Source organism: Vibrio sp. 1180_3 (assembly GCF_029478545.1).
GTDB lineage: Bacteria > Pseudomonadota > Gammaproteobacteria > Enterobacterales > Vibrionaceae > Vibrio > Vibrio aestuarianus.
Map to the genome: position 1 here is coordinate 52,924 of NZ_SJFM01000010.1, position 21,280 is coordinate 74,203.

Here is a 21,280-nt window from a genome sequence, read left to right on the forward strand (position 1 = left end):
AAAATGCAGCATATCATATTGATTATCAAACATGTGTTATACAAATGATAGTGCAAGCCTTCAAAAAAAACTGGCTTACACTGATAACTGCTCAATTACCAAGCACCATTTATCCGATCGATTTAAAAGGTAAAAGCTAAATTACCTGAAACACCAAATTGGTTGTCTCCCGCGTAGTTACCTGCAAGATCAAAGCTCACTAAATCCCCCGGACTGATGCCAATACCAAAAGTAAACGCATCATCTAATGTATCTTCAAGATCCATTTCATAACCGGCTCGTAATTGCACCCAACCCCAAGCATTCCCTTCTACCCCAAAACGTAGATATTGTGTGTCATCTTTTAGATTTTTGAATCGCTCTTGTTTAGTCGCATCGATGTCGATAGCAGCCGAAAATAATTCTGTGACGTATCCACCAGAAAAAGCAACCTGCGTATCAAGTTGATAGGCGCTGATACCATCAATAGTTTTCAACTCCTGAGCAAAAAGGTCCTTAACAGCGACACCAATACGAAAGTTACCTATGAGCCAAATAGCACCAAAATCGAGATTAAAAGCGTTATCGTTGGTTTCACTCTTATCATAATCTGACAAGTCAAAATCTTTGACCGAAACCGTTTGCTTGTAGGTTCTAAGCTGTTGAATTTTAGGGGTGATACCAAATGATAATTGCTGACCAGCCAGGCTATACATTTTAGCCATGGCCACACCAAATTCAGAATAACCAAACGCAATTAAGTCAACCGTTGAGTTTTGGTAGCGATTTTCAACAGCAGCGATACTGTCGCCACCATTGGCAGCAATGTCTGACCGAGAAATAACTTCGGCGTAGCCACGAGCAAAAATATTCAGCGACAAAACATCGAGTGGAACAGCGACCGCCATGCCAGCACCGGCAGAAACCGCCAAAGGTTTATCATCAGCTAATTGATCTAGGTAATTGTTCAATTGTGTGACATTACTCTGATTAGGGTTACTGGTGTTTTCGAAAGTCTTGATGCTGTCTTGTAAGTCGTCAATTGTCTCAAGGCTTTTGTTAGGATCTCTTGCAGTTGCACCAACTGCAGGGAAAAGCACACCAAAAGTATCGCGGTCACGGTAGACCGCAACCAGTGCTGGGTTATAAAACGGGGCAATTAAGTAGTCCGCAGTTGTGACACCAGTATTCCCCATGCCATTACCGCGCGCATCGGCTACTGTATTCGCCGATTGTACAGATGCCGAAGACAATATAAGCAATGCTACCACAGACCATTTTTTGTATGTATCCATCATTATCAACCTTGTTTTAGTCGTCCTATGAACAAGGTTAATACAGTTTTACAATTCAGACACAAAATTAGAGGATGCAGCTCTCATTTTTACTTAGGAAGGGAGATCTGTCGGAAAATAAAACGGTTCTTGGGTTATGACCAACTGTTCTTTTTGTCGTTTGTTGAGCTTTTTTATCGCTAGCTCAATTTTGAGAGCGTGGCTTTTACTGCCCCCTAAACTCTGTGACCACACCAATTGCAACGGCCCCTTGCCGCGTAATGCCTTAGCACCTTTACCCGCTTGGTGCTGGGCGAAACGTCTTTTAATATCAGTCGTAATACCGCAGTACAACGACTGATTACGAGTCCTAATCAAATACACCCACCAATTAGAACTCATATCGTACGATTCAGGCATTGCTTAGATTAAACTTTCAACTAGCGTTCTTAAATCTTCCAATTCAGTTTTTAATGCATTAACTTCTTGCTCTAATTCATCAATGCGAGACGTATCAGCGTCAGTCGATACAACGCTATTGGCTTGTGAAAAAGCGTCTAAGTCAACTTCACCCGAAAACAAATGTTGGTAACGTGACTCACGCTTACCAGCTTCACGAGGTAATTTTACGACCAAAGCTCCAGACTCACGACTAGCTAGGCTATCCAATACCGCTTCGACTTCTTTTACATCCGTAAAATGACATAAACGAGCAGTACGAGTGCGTAATTCCCCTGGTGTTTGTGCTCCACGCAACAACATACAACAGACTAATCCAAGTTCTTGCTCCGTCAGTTTTAGGTCACCAAATTCGGTGTTACAAAAACGGTGCTGAAATTTACTTACCCGGCTATTGAATGCACTTTCATCGCTAACTAAACGACGAGCAACCAAGCCTTCAACGGCATCTTGTACCTCTGCATCGCTTAAAGATAATACTGGTTCACGGTTACTTTTTTGGTTACAAGCAGTAGTTAAACTATTGAGGGTTAATGGGTAATAATCCGGAGTTGTGACTTCTTTTTCGATCAAACAACCAATGATCCTTGCTTCAAGGGGAGAAAGCTCAATATTCATTATCATTTCCTTCTTCTAAGGGTGATTCCCTTATTATCACCACGCTCAATGCTCTAGCAACAGTGAAATACGGGTCACATTCCCATTTTCATCAATCATCACTATTTTAGCGCGGCTTAGCTCTAATTCAGTCATTTCTAGTTTTTCACGCTCACTAACATAAGCTTCGCGCAATTTGACATTATGATGTGACTCTTCTGGTGCGTACTCAATTTGTGGTACTACAATTTCTGAAAGTTGCATCTTTATATAATTACATTGTCATCTGAAGCGCACATCATATAGCGCAAAACCTTATCAGTACAATCACTAGTCGTTAGTGTGGCTATTTATTGGTCAAGTTAACGCTAGGATTGATCTAAAGACTGTTACGAGGCCGCCCAATATGATTTAATCATTGGCAGTCTACATTTAAGCTAGGAAGAGAACTTATGAGTATTGTATTTGAAATCGTTAGCCAAGCTCGCCGTAAAAACAAGCTAAAGCGTGAACTGCTAGACAACGAAAAAAAAGTTCGCGACAACCGTAAAAGAGTAGAACTTTTAGAGAACCTGCTTGATTACATCAAACCTAACATGACTTATCAGGAAATCATGGAAATCGTCACTAACATGAAAGCCGATTATGAAGATCGCGTTGATGATCACATCATTAAAAGTGCCGAGATTTCAAAAGAACGCCGTGACATCAGTCGTCGTATTAGCGAGCTGACCAATCAAGATAAACAGATGACACAAGGTAAGAAATAAAGCGAACGCTTTTCTATCTTTTAAAACCCGCTTTAATGCGGGTTTTTCTTTTTTGAATAATTCACAAAATCAATCAATAATTATATCAACAAAAGCTGTGATTATTTTTATGTGAGAGGCATTAAACGTTTGCGTAATCGCTAACCTTCACCGAACCTGATTTTGAGCCTTTCATCACAGATTAGCTATTGCTATATTTATACACAGTTAAACAATTATGACCATTCGAGGCAGGGAGCTTCCTCAATTATCTCACGACGAGAAGATTGGTACCGACACTGACACTGTTCGGCATATTAAAAAGGGTCAAATTATGGAAATGAACGTGATTGAAATTTTAGGTTATGCTGCTTCGATCATGGTAGCCATATCTCTCACTATGAAAGATATCGTTAAGCTACGTATTCTTAACTTCGTGGGTTGTGCGCTGTTTACCGCTTACGGCTTGATGATTGATGCATGGCCAGTCGTCTTAACCAATAGCTTTATCGCTTGTGTTAATGTCTACTTCCTGGTCAAAATGCAACAGGAAAAAAAAACAGCTGAAGCGAAAAATGCCGCGTAAATAAGCAATAGAACGCATTTAAAATCGACGTGTGAAAAATGCTCTGCCTTAACAGGCAGAGCATTTTTATTTTAGTACCATTTAAAAAAGCCTCTAGCGGGGGACACATAGAAGCAATTAGGGGGTTATTCTTCGTCGTGTTCAGTTGCCCAGGCTTGTGCACAGTTCACAGCACGCTTCCAACCTCTATAACGACGTGCTCTTTTCTCTTCATCTTGATGAGGTATGAATGTCTGATCAATCACCGCTTTATTAGCTAACTCATCGAGACTTCCCCAGAAGCCAACCGCCAAACCGGCAAGATATGCAGCGCCCAACGCTGTAACTTCGGTCACTTTAGGACGATGAACCTCTGTATCAAGCACATCCGCTTGGAACTGCATCAAGAAGTTATTAGCTACAGCACCACCATCAACACGCAGAGCCGACAGTTTAATTCCCGAGTCAGCTTGCATTGCATCAAGTACATCACGAGTTTGATAAGCAACACTCTCTAGTGTGGCTCGGATGATATGATTCGAGTTAACACCACGCGTTAAACCAACAATCGTACCGCGGGCATAAGCATCCCAATATGGTGCGCCAAGACCAGTAAAGGCTGGTACCACGTATACACCATTAGAAGTGTCAACTTTGGTTGCGAAGTATTCAGAGTCATGGGCATCAGAAATCAGCTTTAGTTCATCACGTAGCCATTGAATCGAAGCACCACCCATGAACACCGCGCCTTCAAGCGCATATGCAGGCTCACCGGATGGCCCACAAGCTAACGTGGTTAACAAACCATTATGAGAAGTCACCTTCTCTTTACCTGTGTTCATCAATAAGAAACAGCCCGTTCCATAGGTATTCTTCGCTTGACCTGCTTCAACACACATTTGGCCATAAAGCGCTGCTTGTTGGTCACCAGCAATACCTGCAATTGGAATACGCGTACCGCCAATACCACCAATGTTCGTTTGACCATAAACTTCAGAGGATTTTTTCACTTCAGGCATCATTGCGAGTGGGATATTAAACTCTTTTAAAATTTTCTCATCCCAATGCAAGTTATTGATATTGAAAAGCATGGTGCGAGATGCGTTGGTGTAGTCTGTGACATGGACACGCCCTTGAGTCATTTTCCATACTAGCCAGGTATCAATCGTACCGAACAACAGTTTGCCAGCTTCAGCATCTTCTCTTGCTCCTTCGACATTATCCAAAATCCACTTCACTTTCGTGCCTGAGAAATATGGGTCTAACACAAGGCCTGTATTGTCACGAATGTACGCTTCCAAACCATCACGTTTTTTCAATTCTTCACAGATCGAAGCCGTGCGACGGCATTGCCAAACAATCGCGTTATAAACGGGTTTACCCGTTTCTTTGTTCCATACTACGGTAGTTTCACGTTGGTTGGTGATGCCAATACCTGCGATTTCATCGCTGCGAATACCAGCCTTACCAAGAGCTTCAACAAGCGTAGAACTTTGAGTTGCATAAATTTCTAGAGGATCGTGCTCAACCCACCCAGCTTGAGGGTAGATCTGAGTGAATTCACGCTGAGAAACACTCACAATGTTGGCATCGTGGTCCAACACAACAGCGCGTGAGCTGGTTGTACCTTGGTCTAGGGCAACAATGTATTTCTGCTCAGTCATGGTCGTTTCCTTATTTATTTCACGTTAATCGTTATATCGATTGTTATAGTTATTTTAATGTTAGATGTGTGCTTGTTCGCTTTCTTCTACATCATCACATTGATTTGGAATGGTACAACCTACACCAACAACGGGTAGATAAGCACCAATGAATTTAGGATATGCCCAAGCGCCAAAACAGGCACCAGCGATTGGCGCTACAATAGGAACAATAAAGTATGGGATATCTTTAGCACCTGTCAGGGCATAATCCCAACCGGCTAAGTAAGCAAATAATTTAGGGCCAAAGTCACGAGCAGGGTTCATCGCGAAACCAGTTAGTGGGCCTAATGAACCGCCAATAACCGCAATCAAAATGCCAATAAGTAGTGGGTTCATCGCATTACGATGCGCACCGTTGTTTTCATCACCCAATGCCAAAATTGCAAACATTAATACAGCGGTTATGACAAATTCAACAGCGAGCGCACCAGTAAAGGAAAGAGATGCATTTGGATAAGTAGAGAAAATACCCGCAGTGGCTAGCGCTTCTTGGCTGCTACGTACAAAATTGTGTGCGATTTCGTAATCGGTAAAAAGGTTACTGTACAAGCTATAAATCAGTGCGGCAGAACAAAATGCACCAAGCATTTGCGCGATAATGTAAGGAATAACTTTCGCTTTATCAAAGCCATGAAATGCAGCTAATGCGATAGTAACAGCCGGGTTAATGTGTGCGCCAGAAACCCCTGCAGTACAGTAGATAGCAATGGCGACGCCTAAGCCCCACATGATACTGATTTCCCATTGACCAAATTGCGCACCAGTTAGTACCAGCGCCGCAACACAGCCAACACCGAAAAAGATCAGCAATCCGGTGCCGATAAACTCCGCGATACACTCTCCTAGAAGAGTATGTTGTTTTGTTCGAGTCATAGTAAGTGTCCTTGTTTATTTTTATGTACACGATTTCTGTGTGAGACACATTTTGCACACTTTTCGTATCGCGAAAATAAAAAATCAACATTTATGAGCGTTCGAGCACAATTTTGTTACTTCAAATATCCAATTTTGTTAATTAACTCATTATTTTGATCTTATCACCCATACGGATGAACAGTACAAACCTCCATAAACTTAAGCAAATACTAATTAACATCACGGATAATACGTAGAATAAAGCATGAAGTAGATAATTCATCATTTTCAATAGCAAGTTAACCGTCAGTAATTTGAGATGCTCATAAGCGCATATCATGTTCAAAACAGACCAAGTTGTTAAATCATTAACAGTAAAAATGTTAATTAATTTTCCATTTTGACATCTATCACCAAACTTTCATTAATCTCATCGATTAAACATACAACTTATAGTTCGTTCGAACTTTTGTGAGCAACATATCGAACATTTATGACAAAAAATGCCACACTGAATGTAAGTTTTTCATCGAATAAGGTTTCACCATGACCACAGCAACCCGATTTGAAACCGATGTCGTCATCATTGGTGGCGGAGCAACCGGTACTGGAATTATGCGCGACTGTGCGCTGCGTGGTATTAATTGTATTTTGCTAGAAAAAGATGATATTGCATCGGGCACGACTGGACGCAATCATGGTTTGCTGCATTCTGGAGCACGCTACGCAGTAACAGACCCAGAGTCAGCCAAAGAATGTATCCAAGAAAATCAAATTTTAAAAAATATCGCTAGGCATTGTGTTGAAAATACCGATGGCTTGTTCATTACGTTGCCTGAAGACGACCTGAATTTTCAAAGTACTTTTATTCAAAAATGCAGTGAGGCGGGTATCGCCACGGAGCAACTTTCAGCCAAAGAGGCGCTGAGACTCGAGCCGCACGTAAACCCCAACCTGATTAGTGCGGTAAAAGTGCCCGATGGTACGCTTGACCCTTTTCGTTTGTGTGCTTCCAACGTTTTAGACGCCAAAGAACATGGCGCCCGAATTTTCAACAAAACAATTGTCACTTCGCTCATTCGCCAAGGTGATACAATTTTGGGTGTGCGTTGCTTACAGCTTAACACTCACCAACAATACGAGATCTTCGCTAAAGAAGTCATTAACGCCGCAGGAATATGGGGTCAAAACATCTGCGAATATGCCGATCTCAACATCAAAATGTTCCCAGCTAAAGGTTCATTACTCATTTTAGATTACCGTATCAACAACTTAGTGATTAACCGCTGCCGCAAACCGTCGGATGCCGACATTCTTGTCCCAGGCGATACTATTTCGCTTATCGGTACCACGTCTGAACATATTGATTATGACCAAATCGACAACTTACACGTCACAGAGAAAGAGGTCGATATCCTCCTTGCTGAAGGCGCTAAACTCGCTCCAATCATGGCAAACACCCGGGTATTACGTGCTTATGCTGGCGTACGTCCACTCGTGTCGGTAGACGATGATGGCAGCGGTCGTAATATCAGCCGTGGCATCGTGCTACTTGATCACCAACAACGCGATGGTCTAAAAGGACTGACTACCATTACTGGTGGAAAATTAATGACTTACCGTTTAATGGCTGAATGGGCAACCGATTTAGTTGCCAAAAAATTAGGTAATACGGCATCTTGTGAAACTCACACTCGCCCACTGCCCGGTTCAAATGAAACGCCAAAGCAAGTGAAAAAAACCGCCAGCATTGCCAAACCTATTTATGAGTCAGCCATCTATCGACACGGTGAGCGTGCTAAAAACTTCCTGACAGATGATGTAAAAAGCCAAGCCATCATTTGTGAATGTGAAATGGTGACCGCTGGCGAAATTGAATACGCCATTAAACAGCTCGACGTGAATAATTTGGTCGACTTGCGTCGTCGTACACGCTTAGGAATGGGCCCTTGCCAAGGTGAATTATGCAGCTATCGAGCGGCCAGCTTATTTAATGAATATGGCAATGTATCTGGTCAGCAATCCAGTCAGTTGTTGGTTGAATTTTTAGAAGAACGTTGGAAAGGTATTAAACCCATCTTTTGGGGAGATGCTCTGCGCGAGGCTGAATTCAGTTATTGGATTTACGAAGGTTTATTCGGGGCTAATGATATCCCTGAGCAACAATACAAGAATGAAAATGAGGAGACGTTATGATTAAGTACGACGTCACAGTTATTGGTGGAGGCATCGCAGGCTATAGTGCCGGAATTCGTTGCCTTCAAGCAGGCCTTAAGACAGCGTTAATTAGCCAAGGCCAGAGTGCGTTGCATTTTTCTTCAGGCTCGATCGATGTTCTGGGTAAATTACCTTCAGGCCAGCCGGTAGACGCACCTTTTTTAGCCATGGAAGAGCTCGCAAAACAAGCACCCAATCACCCTTATAGTAAAATTGGCGCCGAGATAACACATAATGGCTTGTTGTGGTTTCAAAAAACACTGCAACAGCGCGGAATGCCATTAACTCATCAAGCCGACAGCAGTAACCATTATCGCATCACGCCAATGGGCACGCTGAAAGCCACTTGGCTATCACAACCTTATGTATATCAACACAAAACCATAGCACCGTTTAAGCGTATTATTTTGCTTGCGATTGAAGGTTACCGGGACTTTCAACCACAGATGTTGCAAGGTAACTTACGTCATTTACCTGAATTTAAAGAGATACCAAGCAAAATCATTCAAGTGACCATTCCTGGTTTTGAAACTCTTCGCCACAACCCGAACGAACTGCGTTCAATCGATATTGCGCGTCTATTAAAACAACCTCAAGCATGGACCAGTTTCTGTGACCAGTTAATGCGCTACGCTAACACGCAAGATCTTGTCATCTTACCCGCTATTATGGGTAATGGTGACGGGCTAGCCTTATTAAACAAACTCAAATTAGCAACCAATCTACAACTGCATGAAGTGCCCACTATGCCTCCATCATTGATGGGAATTCGCATTGAAGAATCACTAAGCCGGGCCTTTTTGGCAATGGGCGGCATTCATCTCAAAGGTGACAAAGTCGTGAATGGGGAGTTTGAAGGTGACAAGCTCACCGCGATTCATACACAAAACCTTACCGATATGCCTATTCAAGCGGATCACTTTGTCATGGCGACGGGCAGTTATTTCAGCCAAGGTTTATCCGCTTCGCATAATGGCGTTTCTGAACCGGTCTTCCAACTGAACGTAAACAGCGTCGACGATCGTACTCAATGGCGAAATAACGCATTCTTTGCCCAGCAATCACATCCATTTATGACCTTTGGCGTAGAAACTAACCACCATTTAAATCCGATACATCAAGGGACTGTGATCAAAAACTTATACTGCTGTGGCTCAATGCTTAGTGGCTATGACCCTGTTTTTGAAGGCAGTGGTGGTGGTGTTGCCATTGCGAGTGCTTATCACGCTACATCGCAGATTATCGCCCAATCACAGGCAAAAAATGCCATTGAGGAGGCTTTAGCATGACAACCTCTTTTATTGAAGCAGCACCTAAAAACACCTCATTTGATCAGTGCATCAAATGCACCGTATGCACCGTGTATTGCCCCGTTGCGAAAGCGAATCCTCTTTATCCAGGGCCAAAACAATGCGGACCGGATGGTGAACGCCTAAGAATAAAAAGTGCAGAATATTACGATGACTTACTGAAGCTGTGTACTAACTGCAAACGTTGCGAAACCGCTTGTCCATCAGGTGTTAAGATCGGCGATATTATTGCCGTTGCTCGTGGTAAGCACGGCAAGAAATCATTCAGTCCGAAATTGGTGCGCGATTACGTGCTCAGCCACACCGATTTATTCGGGACATTGGCTACACCATTTGCACCAATTGTTAACGTCGCTACCTCTATGCCACTGGTTAAAAAAGTGATGCATAAAACCATTGGCGTTCACGACCATAAATCACTACCTAAATATTCGCATGGTACATTTCGTCGTTGGTTCAAACAAAACTGCACTCGTCAGCCTCTTTATACACGCCAAGTTAGTTATTTCCACGGCTGCTATGTGAATTACAACCATCCTCAACTAGGCAAAGATTTCGTTGCCGTGATGAATGCGATGAATATTGGTGTACGTTTGTTGGATAACGAGAAGTGTTGCGGCGTGCCACTAATTGCCAACGGTTTTCACGATAAGGCTCGCAAAAACGCATTATTGAATGTGAAGAATATTGAAACCGCGGTGTTAGATCGTCAAACCTCGGTACTGTCGACCTCTTCGACTTGCTCATTCACTTTACAACAAGAATACCCACATGTTTTAGGCGTTGATAATAGTAAGGTGGTCAATAAAATTGAGTATGTCACCCGCTTTTTACTCAAAGAATTCATGAGTGGCAATGCGCCAAGAATGAAACCGGTAAACTTAAAAGTGGTCTATCACACCCCTTGCCACCTAGAGCGTAGCGGCAATGTTATGTTTACCATTGAACTGTTAAAGATGATCCCTGGGTTAGAACTGATCGTGCTTGACAGTGAGTGCTGTGGTTTGGCCGGAACCTACGGTTTCAAAGAAGAAAACTATGATGTCTCAATGAAAATTGGATCGCATTTATTTGATTCGATCAAAGCCTCTCAAGCAGACTATGCCATTACTGATTGCGAAACGTGCAAATGGCAAATCGAGGAGAATACCGCTCTAGAGACTATCCACCCCATCAGCTTATTAGCGATGGCGATTGCTTAGATACATGGCGGGCAAACGCCCGCTCATGTGTGTCTCTTTTACTTTTAGAAAATAACTTCTACAGACATTCCTTCAATCCAACGACTAACCTCTAAATCGTCATTAAAAGATAACACCACTTTCATATATGAAGGTTGCCCTTCAAATGGTTTAGTTAACTGAATGGGTAACTTGCTGACGATTTCAACTGCTTCTGAGATCACCGCTTGAAATTTCTTACCATCAGAGAAACGGACCGTCGTTTTTTGACCAATTTTGCTCTCACTCAAGTATTTAGGATTTAAATAGGCAATTACCTGTGGTTTAATATTTTTCGCAACAGTGACCAGAGTTTCACCTTTGACGACTTGCTGCCCTTCAACCACCGCAATATCAACAATACGCCCATCATAAGGGCTATTGATAGTAAGTTGTTTTTGCCTATCACTCTTAACAACCAATTCTTTAAGCAAAAAGCGCCTGGCTTGACTTACAGACCCAGCTAACAACTGCTCTTGGTATTCATTTTGTGCATCGTTAAAAGCCATTTTTCGGCTATTTAATTCATTATTGGCAGAATTATTCAAATTAACAATCGCTGCATAATCAACATCAGACACTTGTCCCTTAGCCTTGTAGATATCATATCGCTTTCTAATCGCAGAAATCTCCTCGACATTTTTTTCTGATGCAGCTATCGCTTGGCGGTGAATATCAAAACTTTCATTTAAGTGAACATCCAACCGATTAATTTCAGATGTCAAAAATTTCAGTTCTGTAGACAGCGACTGATTTGTCACCGTTAGAATTGGTTGTTTAGACTCAATCGGGGAGCCAATAACGAATCCAACAGGACCAACAACCCCATCTTCTACGGTTTTAAGCTCTACAGGGTGCGAGGTAATAATGCCAGGAGCAATGATCATGATATTGTCACGATATAAATGGTACAGCATAGCAATAGCAGGACTAATCACCAATGCTAAGAGCAAATACCAACGAAAACGATATCCACCTCGCTTGGCCTGACCATAAACAACTTTTATACCGCTTTCAGATTGTGGTTCTATTTGTTTATCTAAATGGAATTGTACTTTCATAATTAAAATCGTTTACCTTTTTTCAGTACCCACCAAGGTGCCATTGACGATTCTTCATGACTTCTTCGGACAAGTTCATTAACCATCGAAAATGCGGTGATTAGACGCATAAAAAATTGATAAATAGGGTATAGCGGTAACCAGAGAATCATAGAAAAATCATCACGACTTCGTTCAGACACTAACCCAAGGTAAACGGCAAAAAACAGTAAAATGGTTATCAAATAAACGCTATATAGCAATAGAAAAATGGATACAATAAAATTTGCTGGGTAGCTAACCACCATAAATAGTGAAAACCCGATCACCAGAATTGGCAGCAATATATTTTGCACAACGCCGTAAGCAAGCGTAAAAATAAAATTGCCCCATCCAAGTAATTTAGGGGTTAGTCCTACTCTGTGTTTTCTCAAAAATAGAAAGAGTAAATCGCCATCCCATCGCAAGCGTTGCATGATCAAGCCTTTTAAAGTGTCAGGAACATCAGTATGTCCGACTGCATGAGGAGTAAAAGCCAGTTTGATGTTTGGGTAGCGACGCTTATATTGTTTTAGGCGCATTGTTAGATCGAGATCTTCAGCAGTATGCGTATCCCAACCGCCCACCTGCTTTAATCTTTCATTGCGAAACGCTCCGAATGCACCTGAAATATTGTTCAGCACTCCCCAATTTGACATGCCTGTTTTTCCCATCTGCATGGACAACATATACTCCAAAGCTTGCATGCGAGTCAGCAAATTGGTGCGCCAATTTCTTACCCTTAACGCTCCTCCACTGGCTATTACATTCGGATCAAGAAATTGTTTCACCATGGTAAACGCCATATCATTATCAAATGAGGTATCGCCATCAACATTGATAACTAGCTCCCCTTTAGCCTCCGATAAGCCAGCATTGAGAGTCGAAACTCGACCACCTCGCTGCCATTTAGGTATAACTCGAACACTTCGATTTTTGGTATATTGATACTTCCTGACACCATTAAGAGCTGCTTGATAGGTATGTGCATTTTGTGTTGCTCCATCCACAACAGCTAAAACTTCCACCTGACCCGGATAGATTTGTTCAACAAGCGTATCAATCGTTATTTCAATAGCCTCACCTTCTCCATAACAAGTAATGATGAAACTTATGGATGGGAATTTTTTTAGCTCACGTTTATCTTCATGGTATGCCCAACGAAACACTCCAGTTAACACCAAAAGTGACAATGGTAGTTCTATCATGATCATCATCGGAAAGAGCAGCACCCATAAGTCTTGGTTCTGTATCACCATTCCATATAGAGATTTTGCCAAAATAAAACTATCAGACAGCATAGATTTCACCGAGACATTGCTGTAACCAAAGGAGCGGTTCTTCGTTGAGCTCTTTGTTTGGGAGTTCCCAATTAAACACATTAAGAACAAAATCCGGCTCATCAATCAGATTACAAAGTTGTTCTATCTTCTGTTGCAAAATAGGAAACTCTTTTCTGCCTGTTTTAGGCATCAAAACGAAAACGATATCTTGCTTGTACTGACAACAAAGGTCTGATTCTCGGAACAAATTGTTAAGCCTATGAGTGATTTGCTCGGTCAAAGCGAATGTCTTAGCATCTCCTTTAGTACGAGCATATTCACTTAACCTAGGTAGGCAGAGACCCAAAAGTAAATGGACTTCCTGATGGCGTAATGCAATTTTATTGAGCCAAGCTAAAACACTCACAAAATAGTTAGGATCAACTTTACCTTTAAGCATAAACTGAGGAAGGGACAACTGCTTTCCATGACGCAGCATGTATTGACCTTGCTCTCCAATTCCCAGTGCATAAATCTTACGCACAACCAATTTCGTTACTTCAGCTTGGTATTCACATGATAGGCAGTTCACCATAGTGTGAGCCTCAGCAAACGCATGATGGCATTGATTACAAACATGATTTTCAAGCGGTCGATCGTAATCGACACCGATATGACGCAATAGAGTTAAACACTTAGAGCATTGGAGTTTACCTCCTCGACGAAAGCGACTCTGTTCAGCTACATGCCCACAAGTAAAGCAATGTAATGAAACTTGCTCTTCAATATCAAAATGATGGCACTCTGGACACGTTTCAATATAGTTAAGATGCCCGCCACCGCATTGATTACATACACGAATTCGATCAACTAGATTTCGATTAAATAGTAAGTCTCGCTTAGTCTCAGAAAATAAGAAACGATCAGGTGACTCTAAGTCGGGTAAGTATGCATCTAATAAGGGATAACGATAAACAGAAGCTGAACTACTGTCACGGAAAGGAAGCAGTTGGCGTGTTTCATCCAACCCAAGCCAACCAAGAAGTGGATCGATTTCTTGGTTGACTTTTAAAGTTTCTAAACGATGTCGGTGCTCATCACACTGCACCACTTGTGTCTCTTGCCATACACCATCCGAAAGATGCTCAGAAAGCAAGCTAGATGAAGTCACATAAACACGCCATGACCAGTACTTTCTCAATCGGTGAAATTCCTCCAATTGATCATCGATATCGTTGGCAATGATTAATACGCAGCCGATAGAGTCTGGTAATTCGTTCAAATTTTTGACGCAAACAACCCGATGTGTATCAAGAACACATTGTGTCCTTGAACCCAAGTAATAAATGGTATTTTCGATTAGCACTTTTACGACTCCGCCTAAAATTTGGCGCAATCATAATTAAACTACGGGTACAAAAATGTCAGAGAACTGTTATTTATCTCTCTAAAACCAAATAGTTACACCACAAATCTATCCGAAACATCAATAGCCTGGACCACATAAAAACAGCTAACATATGCAACAAAATATTGCTGTTGTTGTGAATTTACTACCCAGATACAAAGATTATTCCCTTTCAGATAATGGACGTAATTGGCAATGCTCTATGGCATTGGCTAACAGCTCTAACGCCGTTGACTCACACTCAGTTAAAACAGCATTACTTTGAGCAATTGGTGTCACGCGTTGCCCCCATTTGATATACCCAGCCCCCCACGTCAACCCTGCGCCAAAGGCAGCAACAAGCAAGTTATCATTCGCTTTGATCTTGCCTTGCTCAACCGCTTCGCACAGTGCAATCGGCACCGTCGCGGCAGAGGTGTTACCATAGTGTTGAATATTAACGAAAGCTTTATCTTGGCTGATGCCCGACAAATCACAAAGCGTTTGAATAATACGCACATTGGCTTGATGAGGGATCACAACATCAATATCATCGGTTGAAAGATCAGAACGTGACAATACCGTTTGCGCTGCCGCCCCCATCCCTCTCACCGCTCGTTTGAAGATTTCTTTACCTACAAAGTCAAAATCCCAGTAACCGTTGTCAGCAGCAAAACGGTCCATTGATGAACCAAATTTAGGCACAGCGAGAATGTCTCGCCCTTCCGCATCACAACCAATTTGAGCCTCTTGCAAACCTAGTTCTTGCTCTGTTTTGCTCAGCACAACCGCCCCAGCACCATCACCAAACAACACAGCGGTATCACGCTTGGTCCAATCGATATAAAAAGACAAACGCTCTGCACCCACTACTAAAGCATGGCGGTAGTGACTCGATTGAATTAAGCGGGTGGCGGTTTCTAAACCATACACAAACCCAGTGCACGCGGCGTTCAAATCAAAAGCAGCCGCGCTTTTAATACCAAGATTTTGCTGCACTTTCGAGGCGATATTGGGAATGAGCGAATCAGGTGAACACGTCGCGATGATGATAAGATCAATCTCCGAAGCATCAATGCCCGCACAGGCAATAGCGTGTTGAGCGGCAACGGTGGCCATATCAGAAGTATTGACATGACTAATGCGGCGATTTTCAATACCAGTACGCGTTCGGATCCACTCATCTGAAGTTTCTAGAAACGTACTAAGATCTTGGTTGGAGAGCTCTGCAGGCGGAAGACATTTTCCCCAACCTGTAATTTCGGCATAAAATTTTGTCATTATTAACCTGTTTTTGTTGTATTTTCTAAGGCGATCAAAAGACTTTCAATTAAATAAGCACTCGCCCTATGAAAGGTAGCGGAGCGAAAAAAGGCCTTTGCAATATTAATTAGTATACGTGCTTTTGCTCAAGCGTTAAATTTATGGTCAGCAATATACAATTAGAAAAAGGAAAGAGAGGTCATCATGTCTACATTTAATACTCGTTGCCCTGCGTGTCACGGTGTTAATCGCGTCCCGTTAGAACGTGTATCTGACAGCCCTAACTGCGGCAAATGCCAAGCGTCATTGCTTGACGGTGCGCCCATCGAAGGCACTGAAGCAAATTTTGCGGCCCTATTGAAAAGCAACCAACCTGTGGTAGTCGATTTTTGGGCTCCGTGGTGTAATCCATGCGTTGGATTTGCTCCTGTATTTTCCGATGTTGCTACAGAGCATAAAGGTAATGTGCGTTTTGTAAAAGTTGACACAGAAAGTCAACAAAATCTCGCGGCAAAATATCAAATCCGCAGCATTCCAACTGTTATGCTCTTCAAAAATGGTCAAAAAGTAGAGGTTATTAATGGCGCCCTACAAAAAAGTCAATTTAATCAATGGCTAAACCAAGCTTTGACTAAGTAAAAAGCTTCTAAAAACACAAATAAAGTTGGCATTATTTGATTATTTATGCCAACTTTATGCTCGTTTTCTTCCCTTACGACAACGATTAATAAAATTAATCGTTAAGAACACAATTTTTCGTTTTACCTTTTTCACTATCAACTCCATATTCGCCCGAAATCACCTCCTTTTATTTTTTGATTTTGAGGCAAAGTCATTGGACAACATCACTGCTAACGTGTCTTCTCCACGCATCTCTGTACCTGTTATTGCGCTGTCGCTCTATGCGATAGCATCAGGTTATCTAATGAGTATGATCCCGTTGATGTTGCCTCATTACGGGCTAGAAAGCTCGCTTGCCAGTTGGTTGGCTAGCGCCTTTTATGCGGGACTACTGCTTGGCGCATTAGTGGTGGAACCTTTCGTTAACCGCGTTGGACATCGCATCGCATTTGTTTGGTGTCTTGTTGCCCTGATGCTCACCATCATCGCTTTACCTGCTATGCACATCGCAGAAGTGTGGTTAGTAGCACGCTTTATTGCTGGCGCTGCAGTTGCTGGCGTTTTTGTTGTGGTTGAATCTTGGCTAATGCACGGTGATGAAAAAGGCCGAGCTAAACGCTTAGGTATTTATATGGCGGCACTTTATGGTGGCACAGCACTTGGTCAACTAGGCATTGGCTACCTTGGAGTATCCGGCGGCGTACCGTTCATTGCCATCATTACTTTATTGCTTATTGCGAGCACAGTATTAATCTACGGTGATTCTGATCAACCTTCGACTCAACACTCATCAAGTTTGTCACTAAAACAGGTTTTCAAACTTAACCATGCCGCCTTGCTTGGCTGTGCTGTTTCTGGCTTAACGCTTGGTGCAATATATGGCTTAATGCCAATCGAACTTGAATTACGTGGCATCAATCATACCGACTTAGGCAGCCTCATGGCTTTGGTGGTATTAGGTGGCATGGCCGTTCAACCTATGGTTCCTTGGCTATCTAAATTTATGGGCCGCACACTCCTGATGGCAATGTTTTGCTTGCTTGGATCGGCAGCAATTGCCATGACTCTATTGCAATCGGGCATCATGATGTTGGCAGCCAGTCTGTTTGTGTTGGGAATGGCGACTTTTGCTCTTTACCCTATCGCCATTAATTTAGGCTGCGACAAACTGGATGAAAATTACATTGTATCAGCCACACAAGTCATGCTTTTTAGCTACAGTATTGGGTCTGTTTCTGGGCCACTGATTGCTGATTGGTTTATGCAACGTTCACAAGGTCTGATGGGCTATCTACTGGTTGCTTTACTGACAACCTGTCTTTATATGTTAATGGCAAGTATGAAGACCAAACGTCAATGGGTTGCAGGAGAATAATCCTACTCTTATCCAACTGATGGCTTACTGGACGGCGCATTTTTCAATCGTTGATGACGATTTGAAAGGTGCGCTTTTGGTTTTGCAGGGATGGCCTTTTTTTCATGTAACAGATGCCGAATAGCTAATATAGGGTGTGGTAATAGCATTCTTGGTCCTGAGTAGCGCATCACCAATCTCATCTGTTCTTTTGGCTCAGGTTTATAGCAATGAATTGGGCATTGGTTACAAGTGGGTTTGTGTTGACCGTATGGACAGCGATCCAATCGAATTTCAGCGTAATCAAGCAGCGCTTTGCAAGCATCACACAAACCTTGCTGCACATCGTGATGACGCTGGCAGTATATCTCTAACATTGATTTCACCGTGCGAAACTCTGTAAGTAGCTGGCCCGTTAAAAGATCACTTATCGGCTTTTTCATTCCCTATCCCTCCATTGAGTTCACACCAAAAAACAAGTATCCTGCGCCACCTTGTTCCTTGTGAACCAATGATTCACCGTTAAAGAGCACACACTATGAACCGTAAAAAGAAAATCAACCAAGCGCTGAAGAAACACCTAAAAAAGAAAAATGCTAAGCTGCACCCTAGCAACAAACCACGTTACATTTCTAAAGCTGAACGAGCAAAATTAGAAGCAGAGCAAGCTACAGCATCAGAAGCAACGCACACCGAACAGCACACTAATGCCGTCACTGCAAAAAGCGAATCACAACAGTAAGTCTTGCTCTATTGGAACAAATCGGCTGGCGACATCAATCAAACTTTGAGCCGTCAGCCTTGGCACACCATATACTTCCACTCGTTTGTTAAAACGCTGTTTAATGCGTTCAACCAATAGCTCAAAATCTCCATCACCCGACACCAAGACAATCACGTCAGCTTGCTCTGCTAATTCAACCGCATCAAGTGTAATGCCAACATCCCAATCCCCTTTTGCACTACCATCACGACGCTGGATAAATGGTTTGAGTTGCACATCAAAACCAATCCCACGCAAAATATGGTGAAACTGACGTTGCTTTGGATCTTGGCTAGCAATCGCATAGGCGTTAGCTTTGATCACTTCACGACCATGAGTAGCTACGTACCAAAACTGGTTGTAATCAAAGTTCTGGCGGTACTTTTCTTTGCAGGTGTAGTAGACGTTTTGTACGTCGACCAAAATAGCGACTTTTTCCATCTGTTTTCTCTCATTCAGAAACGAAAACAGCGGCCTATCGCCGCTGTTTTGCAAATTGAGTGTATTATACGCCAAACCACTTCAATTTGTCGTGCAAACTGGTCACACTCCCGACCACAATTAATGCCGGGCTTTCTGCTTGTTGTGCTAATTCTGGTAACTGGCTGAGAGACCCGCGGAACACTCGCTGCTGGGGCGTTGTACCTCGTTCTATAATGGCGCAGGGGATCTCTGCACTAAGGCCCGCATCCAATAAGTTACGTGTGATATTAGGGCACTGTTTTAACCCCATATAAAAAACCAAGGTTTGATTATCTTGCGCTAAACATTGCCAGTTGATCTCTTGGCCATCTTTTTGCAAATGACCCGTAATGAACTGAACACTTTGAGCATGGCCACGATGCGTCAGTGGAATCCCAGCGTAAGAAGTACACCCCATAGCAGCGGTGATTCCAGGCACCACCTCATAAGCAATATCATTTTCCGCTAGCGTTTCGAGTTCTTCACCACCTCGACCAAAAATAAACGAATCACCGCCTTTTAGACGGACGACCTTTTTACCTTCTCGGGCTTTATCAACCAAAACTTGGTTAATCTGATCTTGCGGTACACAATGGAAATCAAGCTGCTTCCCGACATAAATCATCTCTGCATTTTTAGGAGCGAGATCCAAAATCTGTTGTGAGACTAATCGATCATATACCACGACTTGTGCTTGGCTGATCACTCGCAGACCTTTTACCGTCAATAGATCAGGATCGCCCGGACCAGCGCCAACTAAAGAAACAAAACCACAAGAGGTCACGATGTTTGTCATGAATGATACCTTTACTTAGCGGTAAGAAGAATGAATACGATGCACAAGAGAGGACGAACCTCTCTCGTAGTATGTCGTTACGCCGCGTTGCGCTGAGGAAGCGTTTTACCGTGGGTAATATAAAGGCTTAAACCTGTAAATAGTAAACCACCAACTAAGTTACCTAACGTAGCTGGAATTTGGTTCCACACCAACCAATCACCAATGGTAAATTCAGCCCCGAGCATCATACCAAGTGGGAACAGATACATGTTCACTACCGCATGCTCAAAAACCAAACCGAAGAAGATAAAAATAGGTAACCACATTGCAACCACTTTACCGCTCACTGTGGTTGATGTCATAGCGCCAACAACACCTAAACACACCATCCAGTTACACAAAATGCCTTTCACAAACACAGTAATCCAACCATTAAGACCATGTTCTGCAAAACCCAAAGTGCGCGAGGTAGAAGCTTTAATAAACGCTTGGCCAACCGCACCAGGCTCCATACTAAAATTCATAGTGAAGGTGAGAGCCACAAGAAAAGCAACCGATACTGCGCCAACTAAGTTACCAAGACCAACTAATCCCCAGTTACGTAAAATGCCAGCTTTGGTTACACCAGGACGTTTTTCAAATAAAGCCAAAGGTGCTAAAGCAAATACACCGGTTAAAAGATCAAAACCCATTAAGTTTAAGATACAAAAACCAACAGGAAAGACCAAAGCACCCACAATTGGCACTCCGGTTTGTACAGCAGCGGTGATTGCAACCGCAACAGCGATGGCCAAAATCGCCCCCGCCATGATGCCACGGATAATAGTGTCGCGCGTTGACATAAATACTTTGCTTTCGCCAGCATTAATCATAGTTTGTACAAAGTCAGCAGGTTTTACGTAAGACATAATGGTCCTTATTGTCACAAAAGTTAAAATTAAAAAATGAAATTGAATAGACAAAGGCTTCCTGCTCTTTGAACATCACCGTAAATGGATGGTGAGCAAGAAGCCTTCTCGCTATTAAATCTCGCAGGCCTTAAGATTACGCTGCAACTTCAACAACGCCTTTCATGACCCGTACGGTGTAAGTTTTTACGCTAAAGCGTTCATCTTCCATGCACAGCCCCGTCACTAGATTAAAACGCTGCTTTTTAAGTGGGCTTGCTACCCACAACTGATCTTGATGCTGACAAATGAGCCCGCGTGACAACACATTAGAGTGCGCAAATGGATCCATGTTGCTGATAGCCAGAACTTCTTCAGTTTGCGCCGGACGAAAGATAGCGACTTGTTCACCATTAACTAATGCACACACACCAGTACCAGGGGTGATATCAGTAATGTCACACACTGCTTGGAATACTTTATTGCTCACCAT

General features: G+C 42.6%; 23 protein-coding genes. 8 read left to right on the forward strand and 15 right to left on the reverse strand.

Annotated features, from left to right (window positions below):
- Window positions 1–122 precede the first annotated feature (122 nt).
- The 4 genes from traF to EYW48_RS08335 all read right to left on the reverse strand — a co-directional run bounded on the left by traF (window position 123) and on the right by EYW48_RS08335 (window position 2,573).
- Window positions 123–1,274, reverse strand: coding sequence for a conjugal transfer protein TraF (gene traF / locus EYW48_RS08320; protein ID WP_277432254.1), 1,152 nt, complete (start codon window positions 1,272–1,274; stop codon window positions 123–125).
- Between the two features lie 93 nt (window positions 1,275–1,367).
- Complete coding sequence (locus EYW48_RS08325; RefSeq protein ID WP_171980450.1) at window positions 1,368–1,673, reverse strand: GIY-YIG nuclease family protein; 306 nt, start codon at window positions 1,671–1,673, stop codon at window positions 1,368–1,370.
- 3 nt (window positions 1,674–1,676) lie between these two features.
- Window positions 1,677–2,330, reverse strand: coding sequence for a YceH family protein (locus EYW48_RS08330; protein ID WP_168524526.1), 654 nt, complete (start codon window positions 2,328–2,330; stop codon window positions 1,677–1,679).
- A 45-nt stretch (window positions 2,331–2,375) separates the two neighbouring features.
- The gene (locus EYW48_RS08335; RefSeq protein ID WP_053310547.1) at window positions 2,376–2,573 is read right to left on the reverse strand and encodes a hypothetical protein; all 198 of its coding nucleotides are present in this window, start codon (window positions 2,571–2,573) and stop codon (window positions 2,376–2,378) included.
- Window positions 2,574–2,761: 188 nt separating this feature from the next.
- Here EYW48_RS08335 and EYW48_RS08340 point away from each other — a divergent pair, with 188 nt between their 5' ends.
- Complete coding sequence (locus EYW48_RS08340; RefSeq protein WP_053310546.1) at window positions 2,762–3,079, forward strand: DUF496 family protein; 318 nt, start codon at window positions 2,762–2,764, stop codon at window positions 3,077–3,079.
- A gap of 313 nt (window positions 3,080–3,392) precedes the next feature.
- Complete coding sequence (locus tag EYW48_RS08345) at window positions 3,393–3,644, forward strand: YgjV family protein (protein WP_053310545.1); 252 nt, start codon at window positions 3,393–3,395, stop codon at window positions 3,642–3,644.
- 125 nt (window positions 3,645–3,769) lie between these two features.
- Here EYW48_RS08345 and glpK read toward each other — a convergent pair whose 3' ends face one another.
- Window positions 3,770–5,287, reverse strand: a complete 1,518-nt coding sequence (gene glpK, locus EYW48_RS08350) for a glycerol kinase GlpK (RefSeq protein ID WP_053310544.1) — start codon at window positions 5,285–5,287, stop codon at window positions 3,770–3,772.
- A gap of 60 nt (window positions 5,288–5,347) precedes the next feature.
- A complete protein-coding gene (locus tag EYW48_RS08355) occupies window positions 5,348–6,202 on the reverse strand; it encodes an MIP/aquaporin family protein (protein ID WP_053310543.1) in 855 nt (284 codons plus the stop codon).
- 528 nt (window positions 6,203–6,730) lie between these two features.
- Between EYW48_RS08355 and glpA the strand changes: the two genes are divergently transcribed.
- From glpA to glpC, 3 genes are read left to right on the forward strand one after another with little or no spacing between them, the layout of a single operon-like run.
- Complete coding sequence (glpA, locus tag EYW48_RS08360) at window positions 6,731–8,380, forward strand: anaerobic glycerol-3-phosphate dehydrogenase subunit A (protein WP_274699778.1); 1,650 nt, start codon at window positions 6,731–6,733, stop codon at window positions 8,378–8,380.
- Window positions 8,377–9,690: a glycerol-3-phosphate dehydrogenase subunit GlpB gene (glpB, locus tag EYW48_RS08365; protein ID WP_176313279.1), complete on the forward strand. Its 1,314-nt coding sequence runs from the start codon at window positions 8,377–8,379 to the stop codon at window positions 9,688–9,690. Before glpA ends, glpB begins: the two co-directional genes overlap by 4 nt.
- Complete coding sequence (gene glpC / locus EYW48_RS08370) at window positions 9,687–10,913, forward strand: anaerobic glycerol-3-phosphate dehydrogenase subunit GlpC (RefSeq protein WP_053310540.1); 1,227 nt, start codon at window positions 9,687–9,689, stop codon at window positions 10,911–10,913. The genes glpB and glpC overlap by 4 nt, the downstream gene beginning before the upstream one ends.
- A 44-nt stretch (window positions 10,914–10,957) precedes the next feature.
- On the opposite strand, the gene EYW48_RS08375 is transcribed toward glpC, so the two are convergent.
- The 4 genes from EYW48_RS08375 to EYW48_RS08390 all read right to left on the reverse strand — a co-directional run bounded on the left by EYW48_RS08375 (window position 10,958) and on the right by EYW48_RS08390 (window position 15,940).
- A complete protein-coding gene (locus tag EYW48_RS08375; protein WP_171980447.1) occupies window positions 10,958–11,992 on the reverse strand; it encodes an HlyD family secretion protein in 1,035 nt (344 codons plus the stop codon).
- A gap of 2 nt (window positions 11,993–11,994) precedes the next feature.
- Window positions 11,995–13,311, reverse strand: a complete 1,317-nt coding sequence (locus EYW48_RS08380) for a glycosyltransferase (protein WP_171980446.1) — start codon at window positions 13,309–13,311, stop codon at window positions 11,995–11,997.
- On the reverse strand, window positions 13,301–14,554 hold the full coding sequence (locus tag EYW48_RS08385; protein ID WP_253910134.1) for a diguanylate cyclase: 1,254 nt from the start codon (window positions 14,552–14,554) through the stop codon (window positions 13,301–13,303). Before EYW48_RS08385 ends, EYW48_RS08380 begins: the two co-directional genes overlap by 11 nt.
- A 288-nt stretch (window positions 14,555–14,842) precedes the next feature.
- A complete protein-coding gene (locus tag EYW48_RS08390; protein WP_277432242.1) occupies window positions 14,843–15,940 on the reverse strand; it encodes a ketoacyl-ACP synthase III in 1,098 nt (365 codons plus the stop codon).
- A gap of 186 nt (window positions 15,941–16,126) precedes the next feature.
- Here EYW48_RS08390 and trxC point away from each other — a divergent pair, with 186 nt between their 5' ends.
- Both trxC and EYW48_RS08400 read left to right on the forward strand, forming a co-directional pair.
- The gene (trxC, locus tag EYW48_RS08395; protein WP_277432243.1) at window positions 16,127–16,561 is read left to right on the forward strand and encodes a thioredoxin TrxC; all 435 of its coding nucleotides are present in this window, start codon (window positions 16,127–16,129) and stop codon (window positions 16,559–16,561) included.
- A gap of 25 nt (window positions 16,562–16,586) precedes the next feature.
- Window positions 16,587–17,918 (forward strand): MFS transporter, encoded by a 1,332-nt coding sequence (locus tag EYW48_RS08400; protein ID WP_216652896.1) that lies wholly within the window; start codon window positions 16,587–16,589, stop codon window positions 17,916–17,918.
- Between the two features lie 8 nt (window positions 17,919–17,926).
- On the opposite strand, the gene EYW48_RS08405 is transcribed toward EYW48_RS08400, so the two are convergent.
- A complete protein-coding gene (locus EYW48_RS08405; RefSeq protein WP_176246964.1) occupies window positions 17,927–18,328 on the reverse strand; it encodes a nitrous oxide-stimulated promoter family protein in 402 nt (133 codons plus the stop codon).
- A gap of 107 nt (window positions 18,329–18,435) precedes the next feature.
- Between EYW48_RS08405 and EYW48_RS08410 the strand changes: the two genes are divergently transcribed.
- The gene (locus EYW48_RS08410; RefSeq protein ID WP_053310516.1) at window positions 18,436–18,639 is read left to right on the forward strand and encodes a DUF2986 domain-containing protein; all 204 of its coding nucleotides are present in this window, start codon (window positions 18,436–18,438) and stop codon (window positions 18,637–18,639) included.
- On the opposite strand, the gene EYW48_RS08415 is transcribed toward EYW48_RS08410, so the two are convergent.
- From EYW48_RS08415 to nirD, 4 genes are all read right to left on the reverse strand, one after another.
- On the reverse strand, window positions 18,628–19,101 hold the full coding sequence (locus EYW48_RS08415; RefSeq protein WP_053310515.1) for an NYN domain-containing protein: 474 nt from the start codon (window positions 19,099–19,101) through the stop codon (window positions 18,628–18,630). The genes EYW48_RS08410 and EYW48_RS08415 overlap by 12 nt on opposite strands.
- A 64-nt stretch (window positions 19,102–19,165) precedes the next feature.
- Entirely contained in the window at window positions 19,166–19,918 is a 753-nt protein-coding gene (cobA, locus tag EYW48_RS08420) for a uroporphyrinogen-III C-methyltransferase (RefSeq protein WP_277432244.1), read from the reverse strand.
- A 77-nt stretch (window positions 19,919–19,995) separates the two neighbouring features.
- Window positions 19,996–20,808, reverse strand: coding sequence for a formate/nitrite transporter family protein (locus tag EYW48_RS08425; RefSeq protein ID WP_168524519.1), 813 nt, complete (start codon window positions 20,806–20,808; stop codon window positions 19,996–19,998).
- A 136-nt stretch (window positions 20,809–20,944) separates the two neighbouring features.
- A complete protein-coding gene (gene nirD / locus EYW48_RS08430) occupies window positions 20,945–21,280 on the reverse strand; it encodes a nitrite reductase small subunit NirD (RefSeq protein WP_053310512.1) in 336 nt (111 codons plus the stop codon).

Excerpts from the sequence above, each read along its gene's own strand:
- traF (WP_277432254.1), bottom strand. The coding sequence starts at position 1,274 with ATGGATACATACAAAAAATGGTCTGTGGTAGCATTGCTTATATTGTCT.
- EYW48_RS08325 (WP_171980450.1), bottom strand. The coding sequence starts at position 1,673 with ATGCCTGAATCGTACGATATGAGTTCTAATTGGTGGGTGTATTTGATT.
- EYW48_RS08330 (WP_168524526.1), bottom strand. The coding sequence starts at position 2,330 with ATGAATATTGAGCTTTCTCCCCTTGAAGCAAGGATCATTGGTTGTTTG.
- EYW48_RS08335 (WP_053310547.1), bottom strand. The coding sequence starts at position 2,573 with ATGCAACTTTCAGAAATTGTAGTACCACAAATTGAGTACGCACCAGAA.
- EYW48_RS08340 (WP_053310546.1), top strand. The coding sequence starts at position 2,762 with ATGAGTATTGTATTTGAAATCGTTAGCCAAGCTCGCCGTAAAAACAAG.
- EYW48_RS08345 (WP_053310545.1), top strand. The coding sequence starts at position 3,393 with ATGGAAATGAACGTGATTGAAATTTTAGGTTATGCTGCTTCGATCATG.
- glpK (WP_053310544.1), bottom strand. The coding sequence starts at position 5,287 with ATGACTGAGCAGAAATACATTGTTGCCCTAGACCAAGGTACAACCAGC.
- EYW48_RS08355 (WP_053310543.1), bottom strand. The coding sequence starts at position 6,202 with ATGACTCGAACAAAACAACATACTCTTCTAGGAGAGTGTATCGCGGAG.
- glpA (WP_274699778.1), top strand. The coding sequence starts at position 6,731 with ATGACCACAGCAACCCGATTTGAAACCGATGTCGTCATCATTGGTGGC.
- glpB (WP_176313279.1), top strand. The coding sequence starts at position 8,377 with ATGATTAAGTACGACGTCACAGTTATTGGTGGAGGCATCGCAGGCTAT.
- glpC (WP_053310540.1), top strand. The coding sequence starts at position 9,687 with ATGACAACCTCTTTTATTGAAGCAGCACCTAAAAACACCTCATTTGAT.
- EYW48_RS08375 (WP_171980447.1), bottom strand. The coding sequence starts at position 11,992 with ATGAAAGTACAATTCCATTTAGATAAACAAATAGAACCACAATCTGAA.
- EYW48_RS08380 (WP_171980446.1), bottom strand. The coding sequence starts at position 13,311 with ATGCTGTCTGATAGTTTTATTTTGGCAAAATCTCTATATGGAATGGTG.
- EYW48_RS08390 (WP_277432242.1), bottom strand. The coding sequence starts at position 15,940 with ATGACAAAATTTTATGCCGAAATTACAGGTTGGGGAAAATGTCTTCCG.
- trxC (WP_277432243.1), top strand. The coding sequence starts at position 16,127 with ATGTCTACATTTAATACTCGTTGCCCTGCGTGTCACGGTGTTAATCGC.
- EYW48_RS08410 (WP_053310516.1), top strand. The coding sequence starts at position 18,436 with ATGAACCGTAAAAAGAAAATCAACCAAGCGCTGAAGAAACACCTAAAA.
- EYW48_RS08415 (WP_053310515.1), bottom strand. The coding sequence starts at position 19,101 with ATGGAAAAAGTCGCTATTTTGGTCGACGTACAAAACGTCTACTACACC.
- cobA (WP_277432244.1), bottom strand. The coding sequence starts at position 19,918 with ATGACAAACATCGTGACCTCTTGTGGTTTTGTTTCTTTAGTTGGCGCT.
- EYW48_RS08425 (WP_168524519.1), bottom strand. The coding sequence starts at position 20,808 with ATGTCTTACGTAAAACCTGCTGACTTTGTACAAACTATGATTAATGCT.
- nirD (WP_053310512.1), bottom strand. The coding sequence starts at position 21,280 with ATGGTGAGCAATAAAGTATTCCAAGCAGTGTGTGACATTACTGATATC.